Raw genomic sequence first — 16,393 nt, forward strand, 5'->3', positions numbered from 1 at the left:
AAATGCTGTCACCGCAAGGGATTGCGCACATACGATCCCGGGGCTAGGCCAGACAACCTCACCTTGACTACGGGGTATGCCGTACCCCACTCCACCGTTTGGGGGAGAAGGTGGTGACGTTCGGGGCGGGATGGCTCCGGTTGGGTGCAGACGGCCCTCAGGCCGGGGAGTGGTACTTCTGCTGGGCCGCGACGAGCCCCTCCACCACGACCATCTCGGCGGCGTCCGCGGCGTCTCCGAGGAGGAACGGGAGCTCCTTGCGCTCGGTCGTCCCGAAGTCCCGCAGCACGAAGTCGGCGGGGTCCATCCGACCCGGCGGGCGGCCGATTCCGACCCGCACGCGCAGGTAGTCCCTGGTCCCGACGGCGGAGGTGATCGAGCGCAGCCCGTTGTGGCCGCCCTCTCCCCCGCCCTTCTTGAGCCGGACGTCGCCGGCCGGGATGTCGAGCTCGTCGTGGATGACGAGCAGCCGGTCGACCTCGACCGAGAAGAACTTCATCAGCGCCTTGACCGGGCCGCCCGACTCGTTCATGTAGGACGACGGCACGGCGACGACTGCGGCCGGGCCGGGGGCCCCGCCGGGGCGCATGCCGATCCGCACCGTGGCGGCGGACGCGCGCGCCTTGTGCGAGGTGAGCTTGGCGCTGGCCCGCGAGGCGAGCTCGTCGACGACCATGGCGCCGACGTTGTGACGGTTGCCCGCGTACTTGGGGCCGGGGTTGCCCAGGCCCACCACGAGCCAGGTGCCGTCGTCACTCACGGGGCGCAAGTATGCCGGAAGGCCAGGTCCCCGATGACACTACTCAGGGGACCTGGCCTTCCGGCATACAACGGTGAGCGGGACTCAGGCGTCCTCGGACTCGGCCTTCTCGCCGGCGGGGGCGTCGCCCTCGGCAGCAGCCTCGCCGTCCTCGCCCTCGGTGGCCTCGGCGTCGCCGGGCTCCTCGTGCTCGATGCCGGCCTCGGCCTCGGCCTCCGCCATCTCGGCGTCCAGCGCCTCCTGCGAGATCTGCTGGGTGATGTTGACGACGAGGGTCTCCTCGTCGACGACCAGGGTCGCGCCGGAGGGGAGCACGAGGTCGGACGCCTTGATCTGCGTGCCGGCCTCGAGGCCCTCGACGGAGACGACGATGTGCTCCGGGATGTGGGTGGCCTCGACCTCGAGCTGGATGGTCTGGGAGTCGACGGTGACGACGGTCTCCGGGGCAGCCTCACCCTCGACGTGGACGGGCACGTCGACGGAGACCTTCTCGCCCTTGCGGACGACCACGAGGTCGATGTGCTCGATGACGGGCTTGATGGCGTCGCGCTGCACGTCCTTGGCCAGGGCGAGCTGCTCCTTGCCGTCGATGACGATGGTGAGGAGCGCGTTCGCGACCTTCAGCGCCATCATCGTGTCGTGGCCGGGCAGGGTGATGTGCACGGGCTCGGCGCCGTGGCCGTACATGACGGCGGGGATCTTGTGGTCGCGGCGAATCTTGCGGGCTGCGCCCTTGCCGAACTGCGTGCGCGTCTCAGCGACGAGCTTGTTGTCAGACACGGAAATCTCCTGTGCGGTGGGGGACTCGAGGATGCGGTGGGCCTCGACGCGGGGCGCAGCACGGAGACCACACCGCGTCGAATTACGGACGTGACCGGCCCAAGGTGGTGGCGGCCGTGCAGTGTCCCTCGCCGAGGCAACCCCGAGAGTCTAGGCGACGCCTGCGGGGAGTGCGAAATCCGCGTCCTCGGCGACTGCCGGGCCCTGCTCCACGCGGGCCCGCCGCAGCTCACCGAGGCGCACCGCGACCACCCCGGCGACGATGCAGACGCCACCGGCCAGCTGGACGAGACCGGGCAGCTCGTCGAGCAGCAGCCACGCGAACAACACGGCGAACAACACCTCCGTGAGCCCCACGAACGAGGCCACCGTCGAGCCCAGCATGCGGGCCGCCGTGACCCCGAGGAGGTATGCCGCGGCAGCGGCGATGAGGGCCAGCTCACCGATGGCGACCCACCAGGGCGCCGTGCCACCCATCAGGGTCACCGGGGTGGAGGCGAACTCGAGCGGGATGACGCGAGCGGCACCGAGGATGCCGAGGGCGACCGAGCCCGCGGCCATACCGAGCCCGGCGAGCGCGACGGGCGGCAGGGTGCTGTCCTCCGCCGCGAGGACGAAGAAGGTGGCCAGACCGGTGGCGGCGACCAGGCCCCACGCGACCCCCAGGAGGTCGGGGCGGCTCTGGCCGGAGAGGTCGAGCACGAGGACCAGCCCGGCCACGGCGAGCACCACACCGAGGCCGGTGAGGGCGCTGGGGGCGCGTCGGGTGCGCAGCCACACCCACAGGACGACCAGGACGACCCCGAGGTACTCCAGCAGCAGGGCCACCCCGACGTCGAGCCGCTGCACCGCATAGAAGTAGGCCACCTGGCAGCCGGCCACGGCGACCGCGCCGTAGACGAGGATCGTCAGGAGGTTGTCGCGCACGAGCGACCAGCGCCCGCGCAGGGCGAGGATCGTCGGCACGGCCAGGACGAGGGTGGCTCCGGCCACGCGGAGCAGGACGATCGCGCCCGAGCTCCAGCCCTCGACGAGCAGCGACTTCGCGAACGGACCACTGCTCCCGAAGGTCGCCGCCGAGGCGAGCGCGAACCAGAGCCCGAGGCCCTTCGATCGTGCCGCCATGCCGCGTCCTCCCCGTCTGTCTGCGCGCCCTGCCTGTAATTGGTCAAACGCCTTATACTCATGACGGTAGCGATCGAGCGGGTCAGGAGTCAAGATGCTTTTTGCCCATGACACGGAGCTGGCCCTTCGCGGGGCGGCAGCCCTGGTCAACACCGCGGCGACCCTGCCCACCGACACCGAGGACCTCGCCACGGTCGCCGACCTCGACGAGTTCCTCCGCGACTGGGAGTGGACCGGGTCGCACACCGGTGAGCCGGCCGAGCTCGACGCCGTGCGCGAGCTGCGCCCGAGGCTGCGACGACTCTGGACCGCCGAGACCGACGACGCCGTCACCCTCGTCAACGAGCTGCTGGCCGAGGCAGGGGCGCTCCCCCAGCTGGTGCGTCACGGCGAGTGGTCCTGGCACCTGCACGCAACCCCACCCGAGGCACCGCTGGCCACCCGCATGGCGGTGGAGGCGGCGATGGCGATGGTCGACGTGATCCGCGCCGACGAGCTCGCCCGGCTCAGGGTCTGCGCAGCCGACGACTGTGCGGACGTGGTGGTCGACCTGTCCAAGAACCGCTCCAAGCGGTTCTGCGACGGCGGCTGCGGCAACCGCGCCAACGTCGCGGCCTACCGAGCACGCCGGTCGGGGCGAGCCCTATCCTGATCGCTCGCAGACCGGAGAGCTGGGGCTGCACGACGGCAAGGGGGACAGGTGTTCGCACCGATCAGACTGGTCCATGGCGGGTGGCCCGCGTTCGTCGAGCGGTTGCTGGGGCGCTACGTCTGGGCCGATCCCCGGGTTGTCACGTCCGACACGACCCCGGAACGCTTCCGAGAGGCCATGAAGGCCTTTCACCTCGGGGGGACCTACAAGATCACCGGCACCAACCGGCACCCCGAGGCTGACGACCTGCTCGTCTCCAGAGTGACCACGGACCGGGCTGACATCGTGGACATCGGCGCCTCCGACGGATCCACCTCGGCGGACCTGGCCGCACGGCTCGGCGCCTTCGCCACCTACACGATCGCCGATCTCTACCTCGAGGTCTCCCACGTCGACGTCGGGCACCGAACCGTCTTCTTCGACCCGAGGGAACAACCGGTCCTGATCGTGGGCCCGCGCCTCCTCGCGTGGCCGGAGATGTCCCCCGTGGTCGGCCGCCTCTACCGCCGCACGATCAGGCGTGCGACGAAGGACCGGGACCAGCGGACCACCATCCCGCTGCTGAACCCCACGGTGCGCCAGGTCATGCGCGACGACCCGCGGATGCGTGCGCGCACCCACGACGTCTTCACGGTGTGGCCCGTGCCGGTGGACGTGATCAAGGTCGCCAACCTCCTGCGTCGGCTGTACTTCAGCGACGACCGCCTGCTCGAGGGGCTCCGCTCGATCCACGCATCGCTCGTCGAGGGCGGCCACTTCCTGCTCGTGGACAACCCACGGATCGCCGGGATCGACGAGCGCGGAGGCCTCTACCGCAAGGAGGGTGGCGGCTTCGTCACGGTCGCCGAGACCCCGCACCAGCCGGAGATCGCCGACCTTGTGGCGAGGGTGGGCGCTCCCGTCTGATCAGGCGTGGCCGTCGAACAGGCTGGTCACCGAGCCGTCCTCGAAGACCTCCTGGATCGCCCGGCTGATCAGCGGCGCGATCGACAGGACGGTCAGCTTGTCGAACTCGTGCGCCTCGTCGATCGGCAGCGTGTTGGTGACGATGACCTCGACGGCGCTGCAGTTCTTCAGCCGGTCGATGGCCGGACCGGAGAGGATCGCGTGGGTCGCGGCGATGATGACCCCCGCGGCGCCGTCGGCCATCAGCGCGTCGGCCGCCTTGGTGATGGTGCCGGCGGTGTCGATCATGTCGTCCACCAGCACGCAGACCCGGCCCTTGACCTCACCGACGACGCGGTTGGCAACGGTCTCGTTCGGCCGGTTGATGTCACGGGTCTTGTGGATGAACGCCAGCGGCGCTCCCCCGAGCCGCTGCGACCACTGCTCGGCGACCTTGATCCGGCCGGCGTCCGGTGAGACGACCGCGAGCTTCTCGTGGCCGTACTTCGTGGCGACGTGGTCGGCCAGGATCGGCAGCGCCATCAGGTGGTCGACCGGACCGTCGAAGAAGCCCTGGATCTGCGCGGTGTGCAGGTCCACCGCCATCAGCCGGTTCGCGCCGGCCGTCTTGAACAGGTCGGCCATCAGCCGGGCCGAGATCGGCTCGCGGCCGCGGTGCTTCTTGTCCTGCCGGGCGTAGCCGTAGAACGGGAGCACGACCGTGATCCGCTTGGCGCTGGCCCGCTTGAGCGCGTCGATCATGATGAGCTGCTCCATGATCGCCTCGTTGATGGGCGTGGTGTGGCTCTGGATGACGAACGCGTCGGACCCGCGCACCGACTCCTCGTAGCGCACGTAGATCTCACCGTTGGCGAAGTCGTAGGCGCTGGTCGGGACCAGCCCGGTGCCGAGCATGCTCGCCACCTCTTCGGCGAGCTCGGGGTTGGCTCGCCCGGTGAAGACCATGAGGTTCTTCTCGGTGGTCTTGGTGATGCCGGTCACGCCTGGGCCTGCCCTTCGCTGGAGTCATCGGTATGCCGCGTGCTCGCCTCGGCGACGTCGTCGCCGTGGCCTTCGGTCACCTGCGCGAGCGCGGCGGCAGCCGCCTCGGCGGTCTTCGTGCCGGCCCGGGCCCGGGCGACCCAGCCGTCGATGTTGCGCTGGCGCCCGCGGGCCACCGCGATCTGCCCGGGGTCGACGTCGCCGGTGAGCGCGGAGCCGGCGCCGACGTAGGCGCCGTCGGCGATGGTCACGGGAGCGATGAGCACGGTGTCGGACCCGACGAAGCTGTGCTTGCCCACGGTGGTGTGGTGCTTCGCCACCCCGTCGTAGTTGGCGAAGATGGTGCCCGCCCCGATGTTGGCACCTTCCCCGATCGTGGCGTCACCGGCATACGTGAGGTGCGGGACCTTGGCCCCGGCACCGATCTTGGCGTTCTTCGTCTCGACGAACCCGCCGATCTTGCCCTTGGCGCCGAGTTCGGTGCCGGGGCGCAGGTAGGAGAACGGGCCGACGGTGGCGCCCTCGCCGATGACGGCCAGGAGGGCTTCGGTGCGCTTGACCTCGGCGGCGGCGCCGACCTCGGTGTCGGTGAGCGTGGTGTCGGGGCCGATCGTGGCGCGCTCCCCGATCGTGGTGGCACCCAACAGCTGCGTGCCGGGGAGGATCGTGGTGTCGCGGCCGATCGTGACGTCGCTGTCGATCCACGTCGTGTCGGGGTCGATGATCGTCACGCCCTCGCGCATCCAGCGTTCGGTGGTGCGACGGTTGAGCTCCTTGCCGAGTCGGGCGAGCTGGACGCGGTCGTTGACGCCCTCGGTCTGCCACAGGTCGGCGATGAGGTGGGCGCTGACCCGCCCGCCGGCCTTGCGCGCGATGGCCAGGACGTCGGTGAGGTACTTCTCGCCCTGGGCGTTGTCGGTGCCGACCTGGCCGAGCGCCTCGACGAGGACGGCCGCGTCGAAGGCATAGATGCCGGAGTTGATCTCGGTGATGGCGCGCTGCTCGTCGGTCGCGTCCTTCTGCTCGACGATCCCCTCGACGCCGTCGTCGGCGCCGCGCAGGATCCGTCCGTAGCCGGTCGGGTCCTCGAGGTGGGCGGTGATGACCGTGACCGCGCTCTGGGTCGCGACGTGCTCCTCGACCAGCGACCGGAGGGTGTCGCCGGCCAGCAGCGGCACGTCGCCGTAGGTCACGAGGACGGTGCCCTCGAGTCCGGCGGGCAGCGCGTCGAGGGCGCACTCGGTGGCCCGGCCGGTGCCCTTGACCTCGTCCTGGTCGGCGATCACGGCCTCAGGGTCGACCTCGGCCACGTGCGCGGCCACCAGGTCGCGTTCGTGGCGGACCACCACGGCGAGGTGCTCGGGGCTGACCGCCCGCGCTGCGGCGATCGCGTGCCCGACGAGGGTCCGGCCCCCGATGCGGTGCAGGACCTTGGGGGTCGAGGACTTCATCCGGGTGCCCTCACCGGCGGCGAGGACGATGACTGCGGCTAGGCGGTGCGAGCCGGTGGGGGTGTTCACGCGCGAGGCTCCAGCGATCTGGTCGGGTGCGACGGGACGGGCGTCATGCTACCCGCCAGTCGCACCCCGTTCTCCCGGCGGTCAACCGCCCCGGGTCAGGACAAACCACCACGACACGCACACGGACTCATACCGAGGCTGTAGGTGGCTGTCGAACTTCAACGCGATCCGGCCCACCCTCGCGCTGGTGAGACTGGAGGTCCGTTACAGGGAACGCTTGGAAGGAAAGTCATGAGGACACTCACCATCAACAGGTGGAGCTTGCCGGCAGCCGGCGCGGCCATCGTTGCAGCGGCGGCCATCGCCATCAGCATGGGTCCGGCGCAGGCCGCGGACACCATGGTCGTCCACGTCAAGCAGGCCAGCGTCGCTGACCACGCGGCGGACTGCCCGGACGGCGTCATCGGAGCCCACTTCATCATCAACCAGATCTCGTCGGGCCCGGCTTCCATCAACGTCTCGCTCGCTGACGGCAGCTCGCAGACCGTGGCCAAGTCCAAGCAGACCCAATCCGTCGCCCACTACGACGCCTGGTTCACCGGCACCCTCGTGACGGACGCCACCGCGGTCGTCCCCACCACCTGGACCGGCCAGTTCGTGCTGTCCAACTACTACTGCGGACCGAGCACGTCGACGTCCAGCTCCAGCTCCTCCAGCTCGAGCTCGTCCTCACAGCCCACGAGCTGATCCGACCACCTGCCGGCCAGGCAGGTCAGCACCCCAGGCCGGAAGGGCCCGACCACCACCTCGTCCACGTCGAGGGTTGGCGGTCGGGCCCTTCCGTGCCCCGGCTCCGGGCGGGGACTCGGCTGGCGCGCCGGTCAGGAGGCGACGGTCAGGAGGCGACGGTCGGCGCCTGGCCGGGGTACGCGGGTCCGGCCGGCTGGGCGGCGCCCTGGGCGCCGACGACGTGCTCGGACGGCATGAGGATCCAGAGGATCGGGTAGATGAGGATCTGGCTGCCGGGGATCACCATGAGCAGCAGCACGAAGAGGATCCGCGCGGGCCACGGCGCGATGCCGAACCGGCGACCGAGACCGGAGGCGACTCCGCCGAGGACGCGCTCGTCGCGGGGTCGGACCAGGCCCTGCTGGGCGAAGCTCGAGTGGATGTCGTTCATGGGTGGAGCACTTCCTTCGGTTGGTGTCAGGGGCTTTCCCTGACACCTCAAGAGTGCTCGCCGGCGACGCCGCTGCCCATCGGGTGCGCCCCTGACCCGACCCCGGTTGGGGCCCGGGGTTCTCAGGGTCTCGTTCGGAGCGTCGTGCTCCCCGGGTAGGAATCGAACCTACGTCGCTTGTCCTGATTCAAAGTCAGGCGGGCCCTGCCAGCAGACCAACCGGGGAACGCCCCCTAGGGGGACCCGCCAAGGGTAGCCAAGCACGCGGCATACCTCGGCATCGTCACGACGGGTCGGTCGGCGCGGGTCCTTGAGCAGCGGTCGCTCACGATGACAACCTACGAATCCGTAGGTTACGGTTTCGTAAGTTGACGACGATGCCTCCGTGGCGACCACTTGAAGGAAGGTTCCCCGGCGATGACGACCGCGACCCCCTCCGCACAGTCCGCTCCCGCGACACCGCCCCCCGCGACCGCATCCGGACCCACAGCCGCAGCCGCACCCGCACCTCCGACCGTCGAACCCGAGCTGAAGCGCGGCGGTGAGCAGGTCGCGCTGGCGCTCTTCATCGGGATCCCGTTCCTTGCCCTGCTGGCCGCCGTCCCGGTGGCCTGGGGGTGGGGTCTGGGCTGGCACGACATCGTCATCTTCATCGTGATGTACGCGCTCGCGGGGCACGGCATCACCGTCGGCTACCACCGTCACTTCACGCACGGGTCGTTCAAGGCCAACCGCGGCCTGAAGATCGCGCTGGCGGTGGCGGGCTCGATGGCGATCCAGGGTCCCGTGGTCCGGTGGGTCGCCGACCACCGGCGCCACCACGCGTTCTCCGACCGCGAGGGCGACCCGCACAGCCCGTGGCGCTACGGCGAGACCATCCCGGCGCTGGCCAAGGGGCTCTGGTGGGCGCACACCGGCTGGTTGTTCGACATCGAGCAGACGCCCCGCAGCAAGTACGCGCCCGACCTGGTCGCCGACCCCGACCTCCAGAAGGTCGATCGCGCCTTCCCCCTCATCGTCGCCGGCTCGATGCTGCTCCCCGCGGTGGTCGGTGGGCTCTGGTCGATGAGCTGGCAGGGGGCGCTGACGGCCTTCTTCTGGGCGTCCCTCGTGCGGGTCTCGCTGCTGCACCACGTGACCTGGTCGATCAACTCGATCTGCCACACCATCGGCGAGCGGCCGTTCAAGAGCCGCGACAGGTCGGGCAACGTCTGGTGGCTGGCCTTCCTGTCGATGGGCGAGTCGTGGCACAACCTGCACCACGCCGATCCCACCTGCGCCCGGCACGGCGTCGAGAAGGGTCAGATCGACTCGACGGCTCGCGTCATCTGGGCGTTCGAGAAGCTCGGCTGGGCCACGGACGTGCGCTGGCCGGTGGCCAAGCGGATCGACGCCCGCCGGGTCGCGTCTGCCTGAGCAGGCCTCAGGGAGCCGTCGTCAGCAGGCGGCGGAACGTCACGACCTCCGGCGCCTGCCAGTCGACGTGGTCGTTGCGCCAGCCCTCGCGATCGCGAAACTCGTTGGCCTGGTTGGCCATCGAGTGGCCGATCACGTCGTCGTCCGAGATCGCGAACCGGCGCTGCAGGTGCTCCACGAGGGCGACCCCGGCGGCCACCTGCGCCCGACGGGCGAGCACCTGCTGGGTGGCCCAGCGTGGATCGTGCCCCCGCGACGACTGGACGAACTCGATCCCGATCGCGACGTGGTTGAGCCCCACCGTGTGGCGGCACATCAGCGTCGGCGGCACCAGCTCGTGGATCGTCCCGTCCTGGTCCACGACGTAGTGGGCGCAGGTCCCCGGCTCCTCACCACGGTTGGGCAGGTCGGCCTCGAAGAGCGAACGCACGGAGGCGTAGGTGTCGCTCTCGCTGTAGTGCAGCACGATCATCGTCGGTCGCAACCGCGAGGTCCGCGTGCCGTAGTGACGTTGGGCGTATGCCGCCGTCTCGGCCTTGCGCGCTGCTCCGAACGTCAGGTGGTCGGCCACGATGCGCGGCGCAGCAGGGATGTCGAGGGCCGGTGCAGTCGTGGCCGGGCCCGGCGCCCCGGTCGGGGGTGGACCTGCCGTCTGCTCGGGTGCCCCGCTCGGGTGCGCCGCGTCGCGAACGCCGGCCACCCAGTCGCGCGTCGCGGACTCGGCCCGTCCGAGCAGCCCCTGGTCGAGGGCCACACCGAGCACCAACAGGGCGACCACGACGGCAGTTGCCATCGCGAACCGTCTCGCTCCCCCGGCATACCCGGCTCCGCCCTTCACGACCACCACGCTACGCAGGAGGCATGATGGACCGCGTGACCGACGCCCGCGAGAAGTCCACGACCCCGAGCTCCCGCGCGCGCATGACCGGCAAGCAGCGGCGCGAGCAGCTCATCGAGGTCGGTCGGAAACTGTTCGCGGACAAGGGCTTCGAGGGCACGACGGTCGAGGAGATCGCGGCCAAGGCGAGCGTCTCGAAACCGGTCGTCTATGAGCACTTCGGCGGCAAGGAAGGTCTCTATGCGGTCGTCGTCGACCGAGAGATCGCCGCGCTGCTCGGCGGGATCACCGGTGCCCTGAGCGCCGAGCTCAACAGCCGCGAGACCCTCGAACGGGCCGCCGGCGCCCTCCTCGACTACATCGAGAGCAACACCGACGGCTTCCGGATCCTCGTGCGCGACAGTCCGGCCGGGCAGTCGACCGGGTCGTTCGCGAGCCTCATCTCCGACGTCGCCAGCCAGGTCGAGCACATCCTCGCGGCGGAGTTCAAGCGTCGCCGGCTCGACCCGAAGACCGCTCCCCTCTACGCGCAGATGCTCGTCGGCATGGTGGCGCTCACCGGTCAGTGGTGGCTCGACTCGCGCAGGATGAAGAAGGCAGACGTCGCGGCCCACCTGGTCAACCTGGCCTGGAACGGCCTGGCCGGCCTCGAGAAGAAGCCCACCCTCATCAGCGCGGACTGACCCTCGTCGCGGCGGACGGACCCTCGTCGCGGCGGACGGACCCGCGTCAGCCCGGACTACCCTGACGGCATGCGCTCGTTCCTGGTCACCGATGCGGTTCGCGACTACTCCGCTGCGCACAGCTCGTGGCGACCCGACCCGGTCGTGCGCGAGCTCCAGGAACGCACCCGTGCCCTCGGCGGGCCCGCCGGCATGCAGATCGGCGACGACCAGGGGCAGCTCCTCACCATGCTCACGCACCTCGTCGGCGCCCGGGTGGCGGTCGAGGTCGGCACGTTCACCGGTTACTCGAGCCTCTGCATCGCCCGGGGACTGGCCGAGGGCGGCACCCTGGTGTGCTGCGACATCAGCGAGGAGTGGACCGCGATCGGGGTCGAGGCCTGGCGGGCGGCCGGGGTCGCCGACCGCATCGACCTGCGCATCGCGCCCGCACTCGACACCCTGCGGTCCCTGCCGACCGACCTCGCGGTCGACCTCGTCTTCATCGACGCCGACAAGGGCGGCTACGCCGACTACTGGTCGGAGCTGGTGCCGCGGGTGCGGCCCGGTGGCCTGCTACTGGCCGACAACGTGTTGTGGAGCGGCGAGATCGCCGACGACGGGAAGTCGGGCGACAACCTCGAGGCGCTGCGGGCCTTCAACGACCTGGTCGCCGCGGACGAGCGGGTCGAGGTGGTCGTGCTGACCGCCTTCGACGGACTGACCATCGCCCGCAAGCTCTGAGCTCGCGAGTCGGGCGCCTGGGGCGGCCTCCTCGCGCCGCCTCAGGCACCCGACGTCGGGTTGTCAGGACTCGACGCAGAACTCGTTGCCCTCGGGATCGGCCATCACCACGAGGTCCTCGCCCCCGCGGAGGACCGAAGCACCCAGCGCGACAAGTCGTTCGACCTCGTCCTGGACCGAGCCGATGGCTCGCAGGTCGAAGTGCTGGCGGTTCTTCGCGGTCTTGCCCTCCGGGACCCGCTGGAACCACAGGTTGGGTCCGCCCCATCCCGCGGGCTCCACCCAGGCGCGGTCGTCGGTGCTGTCCTCGTCGACGTTGGACCCGAGCGCTGCGGCCCAGAAGCCCGCGAGCAGCAGGGCGCTCGAGCAGTCGAAGGTCACGGATTTCACGAAGGAGGTCATGGACAGACGGTAGGACGCACCTGCCCGAGTCGCGACCGAGTTGTGGTACCGCGGCGTCGTCGCGGACGACCGGGTCTGCGGTTCAGTCCGTCACCGTCGTCGCCGCCGGGTCAGTGCTCCACTCGGCGACCGTCCCGTCGGTGGGCCACGAGGAAGATCCTGCGGAACGGGAAGATCACGCCTATCGGCGTCCGCGGGTATGCCGCGCGCAGCCTCGCGTCGTAGTCCTCCAGGAAGGCGTCGCGCCGGGCCTCGTCCGTCAGGGCCTCGAGCACCGGCCGCAGACCGGTGCCGCGGACCCACTCGAGCACCGGGTTCGCCTGTCGCGCCTCGGGATCGAGGACGTGCTGGTAGGTCGTCTCCCAGCCGTCGACGTCGAGGCCGACACTCCCGAGCAGCTCGACGTAGGCCGAGGGCTGCTCGACCTGCAGGCGCTCGAGCGCGGGCCGCAGGAGGTCGGCGTCGGGGTGGTCGCGGGCCACCGCACGCATCAGGGCGTGGGAGGGGGCGTCGAGGTTGCCCGGCACCTGCATCGCGAGCCATCCGCCGGGCGCCAGGGCGCCGGCCCAGTGGGTCAGCAGGTCGAGGTGGCCGGGCACCCACTGCAGGGTGGCGTTGGTGACGATGACATCGGGGGCGCCGCCGAGGGTGGCCGGATCCCATTGCGCCACATCGGATTCCACCCACTCGACCCGACCGTCGGCGTCCAGCGACCGCGCGGCGTCGAGCATCTGGGGCGAGTGGTCGACGCCGACGATGCGGGCGTCGGGCCAGCGTTCGGCGAGCGAGAGCGTCAGGGGGCCGTTGCCACAGCCGAGGTCGACCACGAGGCGGGGGGCCGTCGCGCCCACCCGCGCCATCAGGTCCCCGAACGGACGGGTCCGGTGGTCGGAGAACTTGGCGTACTGCTGGGGATCCCACGTGGTGCTCATGACGGCGACCTCTCGACGACCTCGTGACAGTTATCTTGATGTCAAGATACTTGATGGAGGGTAGAGTTGTCACCATGTCGACTCCTCCGCCCGACGACGTCGACCGCATCGTCCAGGCGTGGCACCGCGAGCGGCCCGACCTCGATGTCGCCCCGCTCCAGGTCCTGTCCCGCGTGTCGCGCCTCGCCCGCAGGCTCGACCTCGACCGCGTGCAGGCGTTCGCCAGCCACCAGCTGGAGGGCTGGGAGTTCGACGTCCTCTCGGCGCTGCGGCGGGCCGGCTCCCCCTACCAGCTCTCCCCCGGACAGCTCATCCGCCAGACCCTCGTCACCAGCGGCACGATGACCAACCGGGTCGACCGCCTCGAGCGACGCGGCCTGGTCAGCCGAAGCCCCGACCCGTCCGACCGCCGCGGCGTCATCGTGCGCCTCACGCCCACGGGTCAGCGCACCGTCGACGACGCGATGGCCGACCTGCTCGCCCGCGAGCGCGACCTGCTCGCGGAGCTGTCCACCGACGACCGCGACGAGCTCGCCGCGATGCTTCGCCGGCTGCTCTCCCCCTTCGAGACCTGATCTCCCCGCGGAGCCAACCCATGCAAAAGGCGAGTTAGCGCCGCCCGGGACCGGCGCTAACTCGCCTTTTGCATGAGTGAGCGACGCTGGGAGGCCTGCCTGGGTCTCAGCCGACGATCTCGGCGGCCGCGAGCCACTCGAGCTCGAGCCCCTCACGCTCGTCGACGATCTCGCGCAGCTGGCCGTTGAGGGTGAGCACCTTCGCGTGGTCGGTGGCCGACTCGGCCATCTCGGCGTGGATCCGCTCCTCGCGCTGGGCCAGCCGGGCGAGCTGCTTCTCGACCCGCGCCATGTCCTTGCGAGCGTCGCGCAGCTCAGCGGGGCTGTGCGCCGGTGCGGCTGCGGCAGCCGCAGGCGTGGACGTGTCGCCGGGTGCCGATGACGCCGACCCTCCCGCCGACGCACGAGGCGCGAGAGTGGGTGCCGGCTGCGCGTGCCGCAGCTCGAGGTACTGCTCGACGCCACCGGGCAGCTCGCGGATCTTGCCGTCCCCCATCAGGGCCACCTGCTTGTCGCACGCGCGCTCGAGCAGGTAGCGGTCGTGCGACACGACGAGCAGCGTGCCCGCCCAGCCGTCGAGGACGTCTTCCAGCGACGTCAGCGTCTCGATGTCGAGGTCGTTGGTGGGCTCGTCGAGGAGCAGCACGTTGGGCTCGTCCATGAGCAGGCGCGTCAGCTGCAGCCGACGGCGCTCACCACCGGACAGGTCCGACACCCGCGTCTGCTGACGACCACCGGTGAAGCCCAGCCGCTGCGCGAGCTGCGAGGCGCTGACCTCCTTCTTGCCCAGACGGATGTACTTGCGGACGTCCTCGATCGCCTCGATGACGCGCCAGTCGGCATACCGCTCCAGCTCACGCACCTCCTGCGTGAGGTAGGCGAGCCGCACCGTCACGCCCTGCTTGCGCTTCCCGGACGACAGCGGGACCGAGCCGGCGATGGCGCGCAACAACGTCGACTTGCCGGCGCCGTTGACGCCGACGATGCCGACTCGCTCGCCCGGCGCGAGGTGCCAGGTGACCCGGTCGAGCAGCAGCCGGTCGCCGAGGGTCACGGAGGCATCCATGAGGTCGACCACGTCCTTGCCGAGCCGGGTCGTGGCGAAGCGCATCAGCTCGACGTCGTCGCGCGGGGGCGGCTCGTCGGCGATGAGGGTGTTGGCCGCGTCGATGCGGAACTTCGGTTTCGACGTGCGTGCCGGCGGACCGCGGCGCAGCCAGGCGAGCTCCTTGCGGAGCAGGTTGTCGCGGCGCTCGGCGGTGACCGCGGCCATCCGCTCGCGCTCGGCCTTCGCCAGCACGTATGCCGCGTAGCCACCTTCGAAGGCGTTGACCTTGCCGTCGACGACCTCCCACGTGGCAGTGGCGATGGCATCGAGGAACCAGCGGTCGTGGGTGATCGCCACGACCGCGTTGTCGGGGCGCGCGCGGTGCCGCACGAGGTGCTCGGCCAGCCAGGCCACCCCCTCGACGTCGAGGTGGTTGGTCGGCTCGTCGAGGAACAGCACCGTCGGGTCCTGGACGAGCAGCCGGGCCAGCCCGAGGCGTCTGCGCTCCCCGCCCGACAACGGCCCCACGAGCGCGTCGAAACCGCCGACGGACTCGGCCTCGATCCCGCCGAGCAGACCCGTCAGGACGTCACGGACCCGTGGGTCCCCGGCCCAGACGTGCTCGGCGAGGTCACCGAGCACGGCCTCGCGGACCGTGTGGTCCGGGTCGAGGATGTCCTCCTGGGCGAGCACGCCGACGCTCGAGACGCCCGCTCGCGTCACTCGACCGGTGTCGACGGCGCGCTGTCCGGCGAGCACGCGCAGCAGCGTGGTCTTGCCGCCACCGTTGCGACCCACGACACCGATGCGGTCGCCGCCGAGCACGCCGAGCGAGACCTCGTCGAGCACCTGTGCGGTGCCGAGGGCCAAGGAGGCGCGCTCGACACTGATGAGGTTCGCCATCGGTCAGCCCGGCCGCGGGGCGCTGATGACGTGGGCGCCGTGGGCCGGTCCCGTCGCCCGACGCACGTCCTGCACGGCGCCGGAGGCGGTGAGGGACACGGCCAGGTCGAGGGCCGCCTCGTTGGACTCCGCGACGAAGGCGACGGTCGGGCCGGATCCGGACACCACCCCACCGAGGGCGCCGAACTCCAGACCGGCGTCGAGCACGTCGCCCAGTGCAGGCATCAACGAGATCGCGGCGGCCTGCAGGTCGTTGGCCAGGGCCGCGCCCAGGGCTCGGGCGTCGCCGGAGCGCAGGGCGGTCATCATCTCGGCGCTCGGTGAGGGCTCCGGGACCGGACGGTCACCACGCAGCCGGTCGCACTCGGCATACACCGCGGGCGTGGAGAGCCCGCCCTCGCTGAGGGCGAAGACCCAGTGGTAGCTGCCCCGCGCGAGCACCGGCGCCAGCACCTCACCGCGCCCCGAGCCCATGGCGGTGCCGCCGCCGAGCAGGAAGGGGACGTCGCTCCCGATGCTCGCGGCGATCTCCTCGAGCTCGGGCCGGCTCAGGCCGGTGCCCCAGAGGTGGTCGCACGCGACCAGGGTGGCGGCAGCGTCGGCCGACCCCCCGGCCATTCCACCCGCGACGGGGATGTCCTTGCGGATGGTGATGTGCACGGGCTCGTCGATGCCGCCGACCTCGGCGAGCCGCTGCGCCGCGCGCGCGGCGAGGTTGGTGCCGTCGACCGGGACCCCGAAGGACTGGGGGCCCGACACGGCGATGCCCCACTCGGGCGCGCTCATCACCGTCACCTCGTCGAAGAGGTTGACGGCGTGGAAGATCGTCGAGAGCGGGTGGTAGCCGTCCTCGCGAGGTGCGCCGACGAGGAGCTCGAGGTTGACCTTCGCAGGGACGCGCACCGTCACCGACGACGGCGGCAGTGCTGCAGAGGTCATGGCCGCCACCCTAACGGGGTGTGCGTCACCGCGCGGATCGGCTCCTGCGCCCTGCGGCGGTGCCCGACGACGCGGCGCGGATCCGGACAT

At 70.8% G+C, this 16,393-nt stretch carries 18 protein-coding genes and 1 tRNA gene; 7 read left to right on the forward strand and 12 right to left on the reverse strand.

Annotation, left to right across the window (positions count from 1 at the left end; translation table 11 throughout):
• Nucleotides 1–157: 157 nt before the first annotated feature.
• The 3 genes from pth to ACXJKD_RS10800 all read right to left on the reverse strand — a co-directional run bounded on the left by pth (nucleotide 158) and on the right by ACXJKD_RS10800 (nucleotide 2,665).
• Nucleotides 158–760, reverse strand: coding sequence for an aminoacyl-tRNA hydrolase (gene pth, locus ACXJKD_RS10790; RefSeq protein WP_457254539.1), 603 nt, complete (start codon nucleotides 758–760; stop codon nucleotides 158–160).
• An 84-nt stretch (nucleotides 761–844) separates the two neighbouring features.
• Nucleotides 845–1,540 carry a 50S ribosomal protein L25/general stress protein Ctc gene (locus ACXJKD_RS10795; RefSeq protein WP_457254540.1) on the reverse strand — a complete coding sequence of 232 codons (696 nt, stop codon included), beginning with the start codon at nucleotides 1,538–1,540 and terminating at the stop codon, nucleotides 845–847.
• A gap of 150 nt (nucleotides 1,541–1,690) precedes the next feature.
• The gene (locus ACXJKD_RS10800; RefSeq protein WP_457254541.1) at nucleotides 1,691–2,665 is read right to left on the reverse strand and encodes an EamA family transporter; all 975 of its coding nucleotides are present in this window, start codon (nucleotides 2,663–2,665) and stop codon (nucleotides 1,691–1,693) included.
• A 94-nt stretch (nucleotides 2,666–2,759) separates the two neighbouring features.
• Here ACXJKD_RS10800 and ACXJKD_RS10805 point away from each other — a divergent pair, with 94 nt between their 5' ends.
• Together ACXJKD_RS10805 and ACXJKD_RS10810 are read left to right on the forward strand one after the other, a co-directional pair.
• Nucleotides 2,760–3,317, forward strand: a complete 558-nt coding sequence (locus tag ACXJKD_RS10805; protein ID WP_457254542.1) for a CGNR zinc finger domain-containing protein — start codon at nucleotides 2,760–2,762, stop codon at nucleotides 3,315–3,317.
• Nucleotides 3,318–3,365: 48 nt separating this feature from the next.
• Entirely contained in the window at nucleotides 3,366–4,223 is an 858-nt protein-coding gene (locus ACXJKD_RS10810; protein WP_457254543.1) for a hypothetical protein, read from the forward strand.
• Here ACXJKD_RS10810 and ACXJKD_RS10815 read toward each other — a convergent pair whose 3' ends face one another.
• The gene (locus ACXJKD_RS10815) at nucleotides 4,224–5,204 is read right to left on the reverse strand and encodes a ribose-phosphate diphosphokinase (RefSeq protein WP_457254544.1); all 981 of its coding nucleotides are present in this window, start codon (nucleotides 5,202–5,204) and stop codon (nucleotides 4,224–4,226) included.
• Nucleotides 5,201–6,724, reverse strand: coding sequence for a bifunctional UDP-N-acetylglucosamine diphosphorylase/glucosamine-1-phosphate N-acetyltransferase GlmU (gene glmU / locus ACXJKD_RS10820; protein WP_457254546.1), 1,524 nt, complete (start codon nucleotides 6,722–6,724; stop codon nucleotides 5,201–5,203). The genes ACXJKD_RS10815 and glmU overlap by 4 nt, the downstream gene beginning before the upstream one ends.
• Nucleotides 6,725–6,955: 231 nt before the next feature.
• Here glmU and ACXJKD_RS10825 point away from each other — a divergent pair, with 231 nt between their 5' ends.
• The gene (locus tag ACXJKD_RS10825) at nucleotides 6,956–7,411 is read left to right on the forward strand and encodes a hypothetical protein (RefSeq protein ID WP_457254547.1); all 456 of its coding nucleotides are present in this window, start codon (nucleotides 6,956–6,958) and stop codon (nucleotides 7,409–7,411) included.
• A 148-nt stretch (nucleotides 7,412–7,559) separates the two neighbouring features.
• Here the strand turns inward: ACXJKD_RS10825 and ACXJKD_RS10830 are convergent, their stop codons facing one another.
• Nucleotides 7,560–7,844, reverse strand: a complete 285-nt coding sequence (locus tag ACXJKD_RS10830; RefSeq protein WP_457254548.1) for a PspC domain-containing protein — start codon at nucleotides 7,842–7,844, stop codon at nucleotides 7,560–7,562.
• 147 nt (nucleotides 7,845–7,991) lie between these two features.
• A tRNA-Gln gene (locus ACXJKD_RS10835) sits at nucleotides 7,992–8,070 on the reverse strand.
• 191 nt (nucleotides 8,071–8,261) lie between these two features.
• Here ACXJKD_RS10835 and ACXJKD_RS10840 point away from each other — a divergent pair.
• The gene (locus ACXJKD_RS10840) at nucleotides 8,262–9,260 is read left to right on the forward strand and encodes an acyl-CoA desaturase (RefSeq protein WP_457254549.1); all 999 of its coding nucleotides are present in this window, start codon (nucleotides 8,262–8,264) and stop codon (nucleotides 9,258–9,260) included.
• Nucleotides 9,261–9,267: 7 nt separating this feature from the next.
• Here the strand turns inward: ACXJKD_RS10840 and ACXJKD_RS10845 are convergent, their stop codons facing one another.
• A complete protein-coding gene (locus tag ACXJKD_RS10845; protein WP_457254550.1) occupies nucleotides 9,268–10,098 on the reverse strand; it encodes a peptidoglycan recognition protein family protein in 831 nt (276 codons plus the stop codon).
• 83 nt (nucleotides 10,099–10,181) lie between these two features.
• On the opposite strand from ACXJKD_RS10845, the gene ACXJKD_RS10850 reads away from it, so the two are divergent.
• Entirely contained in the window at nucleotides 10,182–10,781 is a 600-nt protein-coding gene (locus ACXJKD_RS10850; protein WP_457254854.1) for a TetR/AcrR family transcriptional regulator, read from the forward strand.
• A 69-nt stretch (nucleotides 10,782–10,850) separates the two neighbouring features.
• Entirely contained in the window at nucleotides 10,851–11,504 is a 654-nt protein-coding gene (locus ACXJKD_RS10855) for an O-methyltransferase (protein ID WP_457254551.1), read from the forward strand.
• A 63-nt stretch (nucleotides 11,505–11,567) separates the two neighbouring features.
• On the opposite strand, the gene ACXJKD_RS10860 is transcribed toward ACXJKD_RS10855, so the two are convergent.
• Complete coding sequence (locus ACXJKD_RS10860; RefSeq protein WP_457254552.1) at nucleotides 11,568–11,906, reverse strand: VOC family protein; 339 nt, start codon at nucleotides 11,904–11,906, stop codon at nucleotides 11,568–11,570.
• A gap of 110 nt (nucleotides 11,907–12,016) precedes the next feature.
• Nucleotides 12,017–12,838, reverse strand: a complete 822-nt coding sequence (locus tag ACXJKD_RS10865; protein ID WP_457254553.1) for a methyltransferase domain-containing protein — start codon at nucleotides 12,836–12,838, stop codon at nucleotides 12,017–12,019.
• A 74-nt stretch (nucleotides 12,839–12,912) separates the two neighbouring features.
• Between ACXJKD_RS10865 and ACXJKD_RS10870 the strand changes: the two genes are divergently transcribed.
• Nucleotides 12,913–13,413, forward strand: coding sequence for a MarR family winged helix-turn-helix transcriptional regulator (locus ACXJKD_RS10870; RefSeq protein WP_457254554.1), 501 nt, complete (start codon nucleotides 12,913–12,915; stop codon nucleotides 13,411–13,413).
• Nucleotides 13,414–13,519: 106 nt separating this feature from the next.
• Here the strand turns inward: ACXJKD_RS10870 and ACXJKD_RS10875 are convergent, their stop codons facing one another.
• Complete coding sequence (locus tag ACXJKD_RS10875) at nucleotides 13,520–15,364, reverse strand: ABC-F family ATP-binding cassette domain-containing protein (protein ID WP_457254556.1); 1,845 nt, start codon at nucleotides 15,362–15,364, stop codon at nucleotides 13,520–13,522.
• Nucleotides 15,365–15,367: 3 nt separating this feature from the next.
• Nucleotides 15,368–16,303 (reverse strand): 4-(cytidine 5'-diphospho)-2-C-methyl-D-erythritol kinase, encoded by a 936-nt coding sequence (locus ACXJKD_RS10880; protein WP_457254557.1) that lies wholly within the window; start codon nucleotides 16,301–16,303, stop codon nucleotides 15,368–15,370.
• Nucleotides 16,304–16,393: the final 90 nt, after the last annotated feature.

The sequence above is a fragment of the Pedococcus sp. P5_B7 genome, from assembly GCF_054049895.1.

Coding starts and splice junctions, on each gene's coding strand:
- ACXJKD_RS10825 (WP_457254547.1), top strand. CDS start 6,956: ATGAGGACACTCACCATCAACAGGTGGAGCTTGCCGGCAGCCGGCGCG.
- ACXJKD_RS10860 (WP_457254552.1), bottom strand. CDS start 11,906: ATGACCTCCTTCGTGAAATCCGTGACCTTCGACTGCTCGAGCGCCCTG.
- ACXJKD_RS10865 (WP_457254553.1), bottom strand. CDS start 12,838: ATGAGCACCACGTGGGATCCCCAGCAGTACGCCAAGTTCTCCGACCAC.
- ACXJKD_RS10805 (WP_457254542.1), top strand. CDS start 2,760: ATGCTTTTTGCCCATGACACGGAGCTGGCCCTTCGCGGGGCGGCAGCC.
- ACXJKD_RS10855 (WP_457254551.1), top strand. CDS start 10,851: ATGCGCTCGTTCCTGGTCACCGATGCGGTTCGCGACTACTCCGCTGCG.
- ACXJKD_RS10875 (WP_457254556.1), bottom strand. CDS start 15,364: ATGGCGAACCTCATCAGTGTCGAGCGCGCCTCCTTGGCCCTCGGCACC.
- ACXJKD_RS10880 (WP_457254557.1), bottom strand. CDS start 16,303: ATGACCTCTGCAGCACTGCCGCCGTCGTCGGTGACGGTGCGCGTCCCT.
- ACXJKD_RS10840 (WP_457254549.1), top strand. CDS start 8,262: ATGACGACCGCGACCCCCTCCGCACAGTCCGCTCCCGCGACACCGCCC.
- ACXJKD_RS10850 (WP_457254854.1), top strand. CDS start 10,182: ATGACCGGCAAGCAGCGGCGCGAGCAGCTCATCGAGGTCGGTCGGAAA.
- ACXJKD_RS10800 (WP_457254541.1), bottom strand. CDS start 2,665: ATGGCGGCACGATCGAAGGGCCTCGGGCTCTGGTTCGCGCTCGCCTCG.
- ACXJKD_RS10870 (WP_457254554.1), top strand. CDS start 12,913: ATGTCGACTCCTCCGCCCGACGACGTCGACCGCATCGTCCAGGCGTGG.
- ACXJKD_RS10830 (WP_457254548.1), bottom strand. CDS start 7,844: ATGAACGACATCCACTCGAGCTTCGCCCAGCAGGGCCTGGTCCGACCC.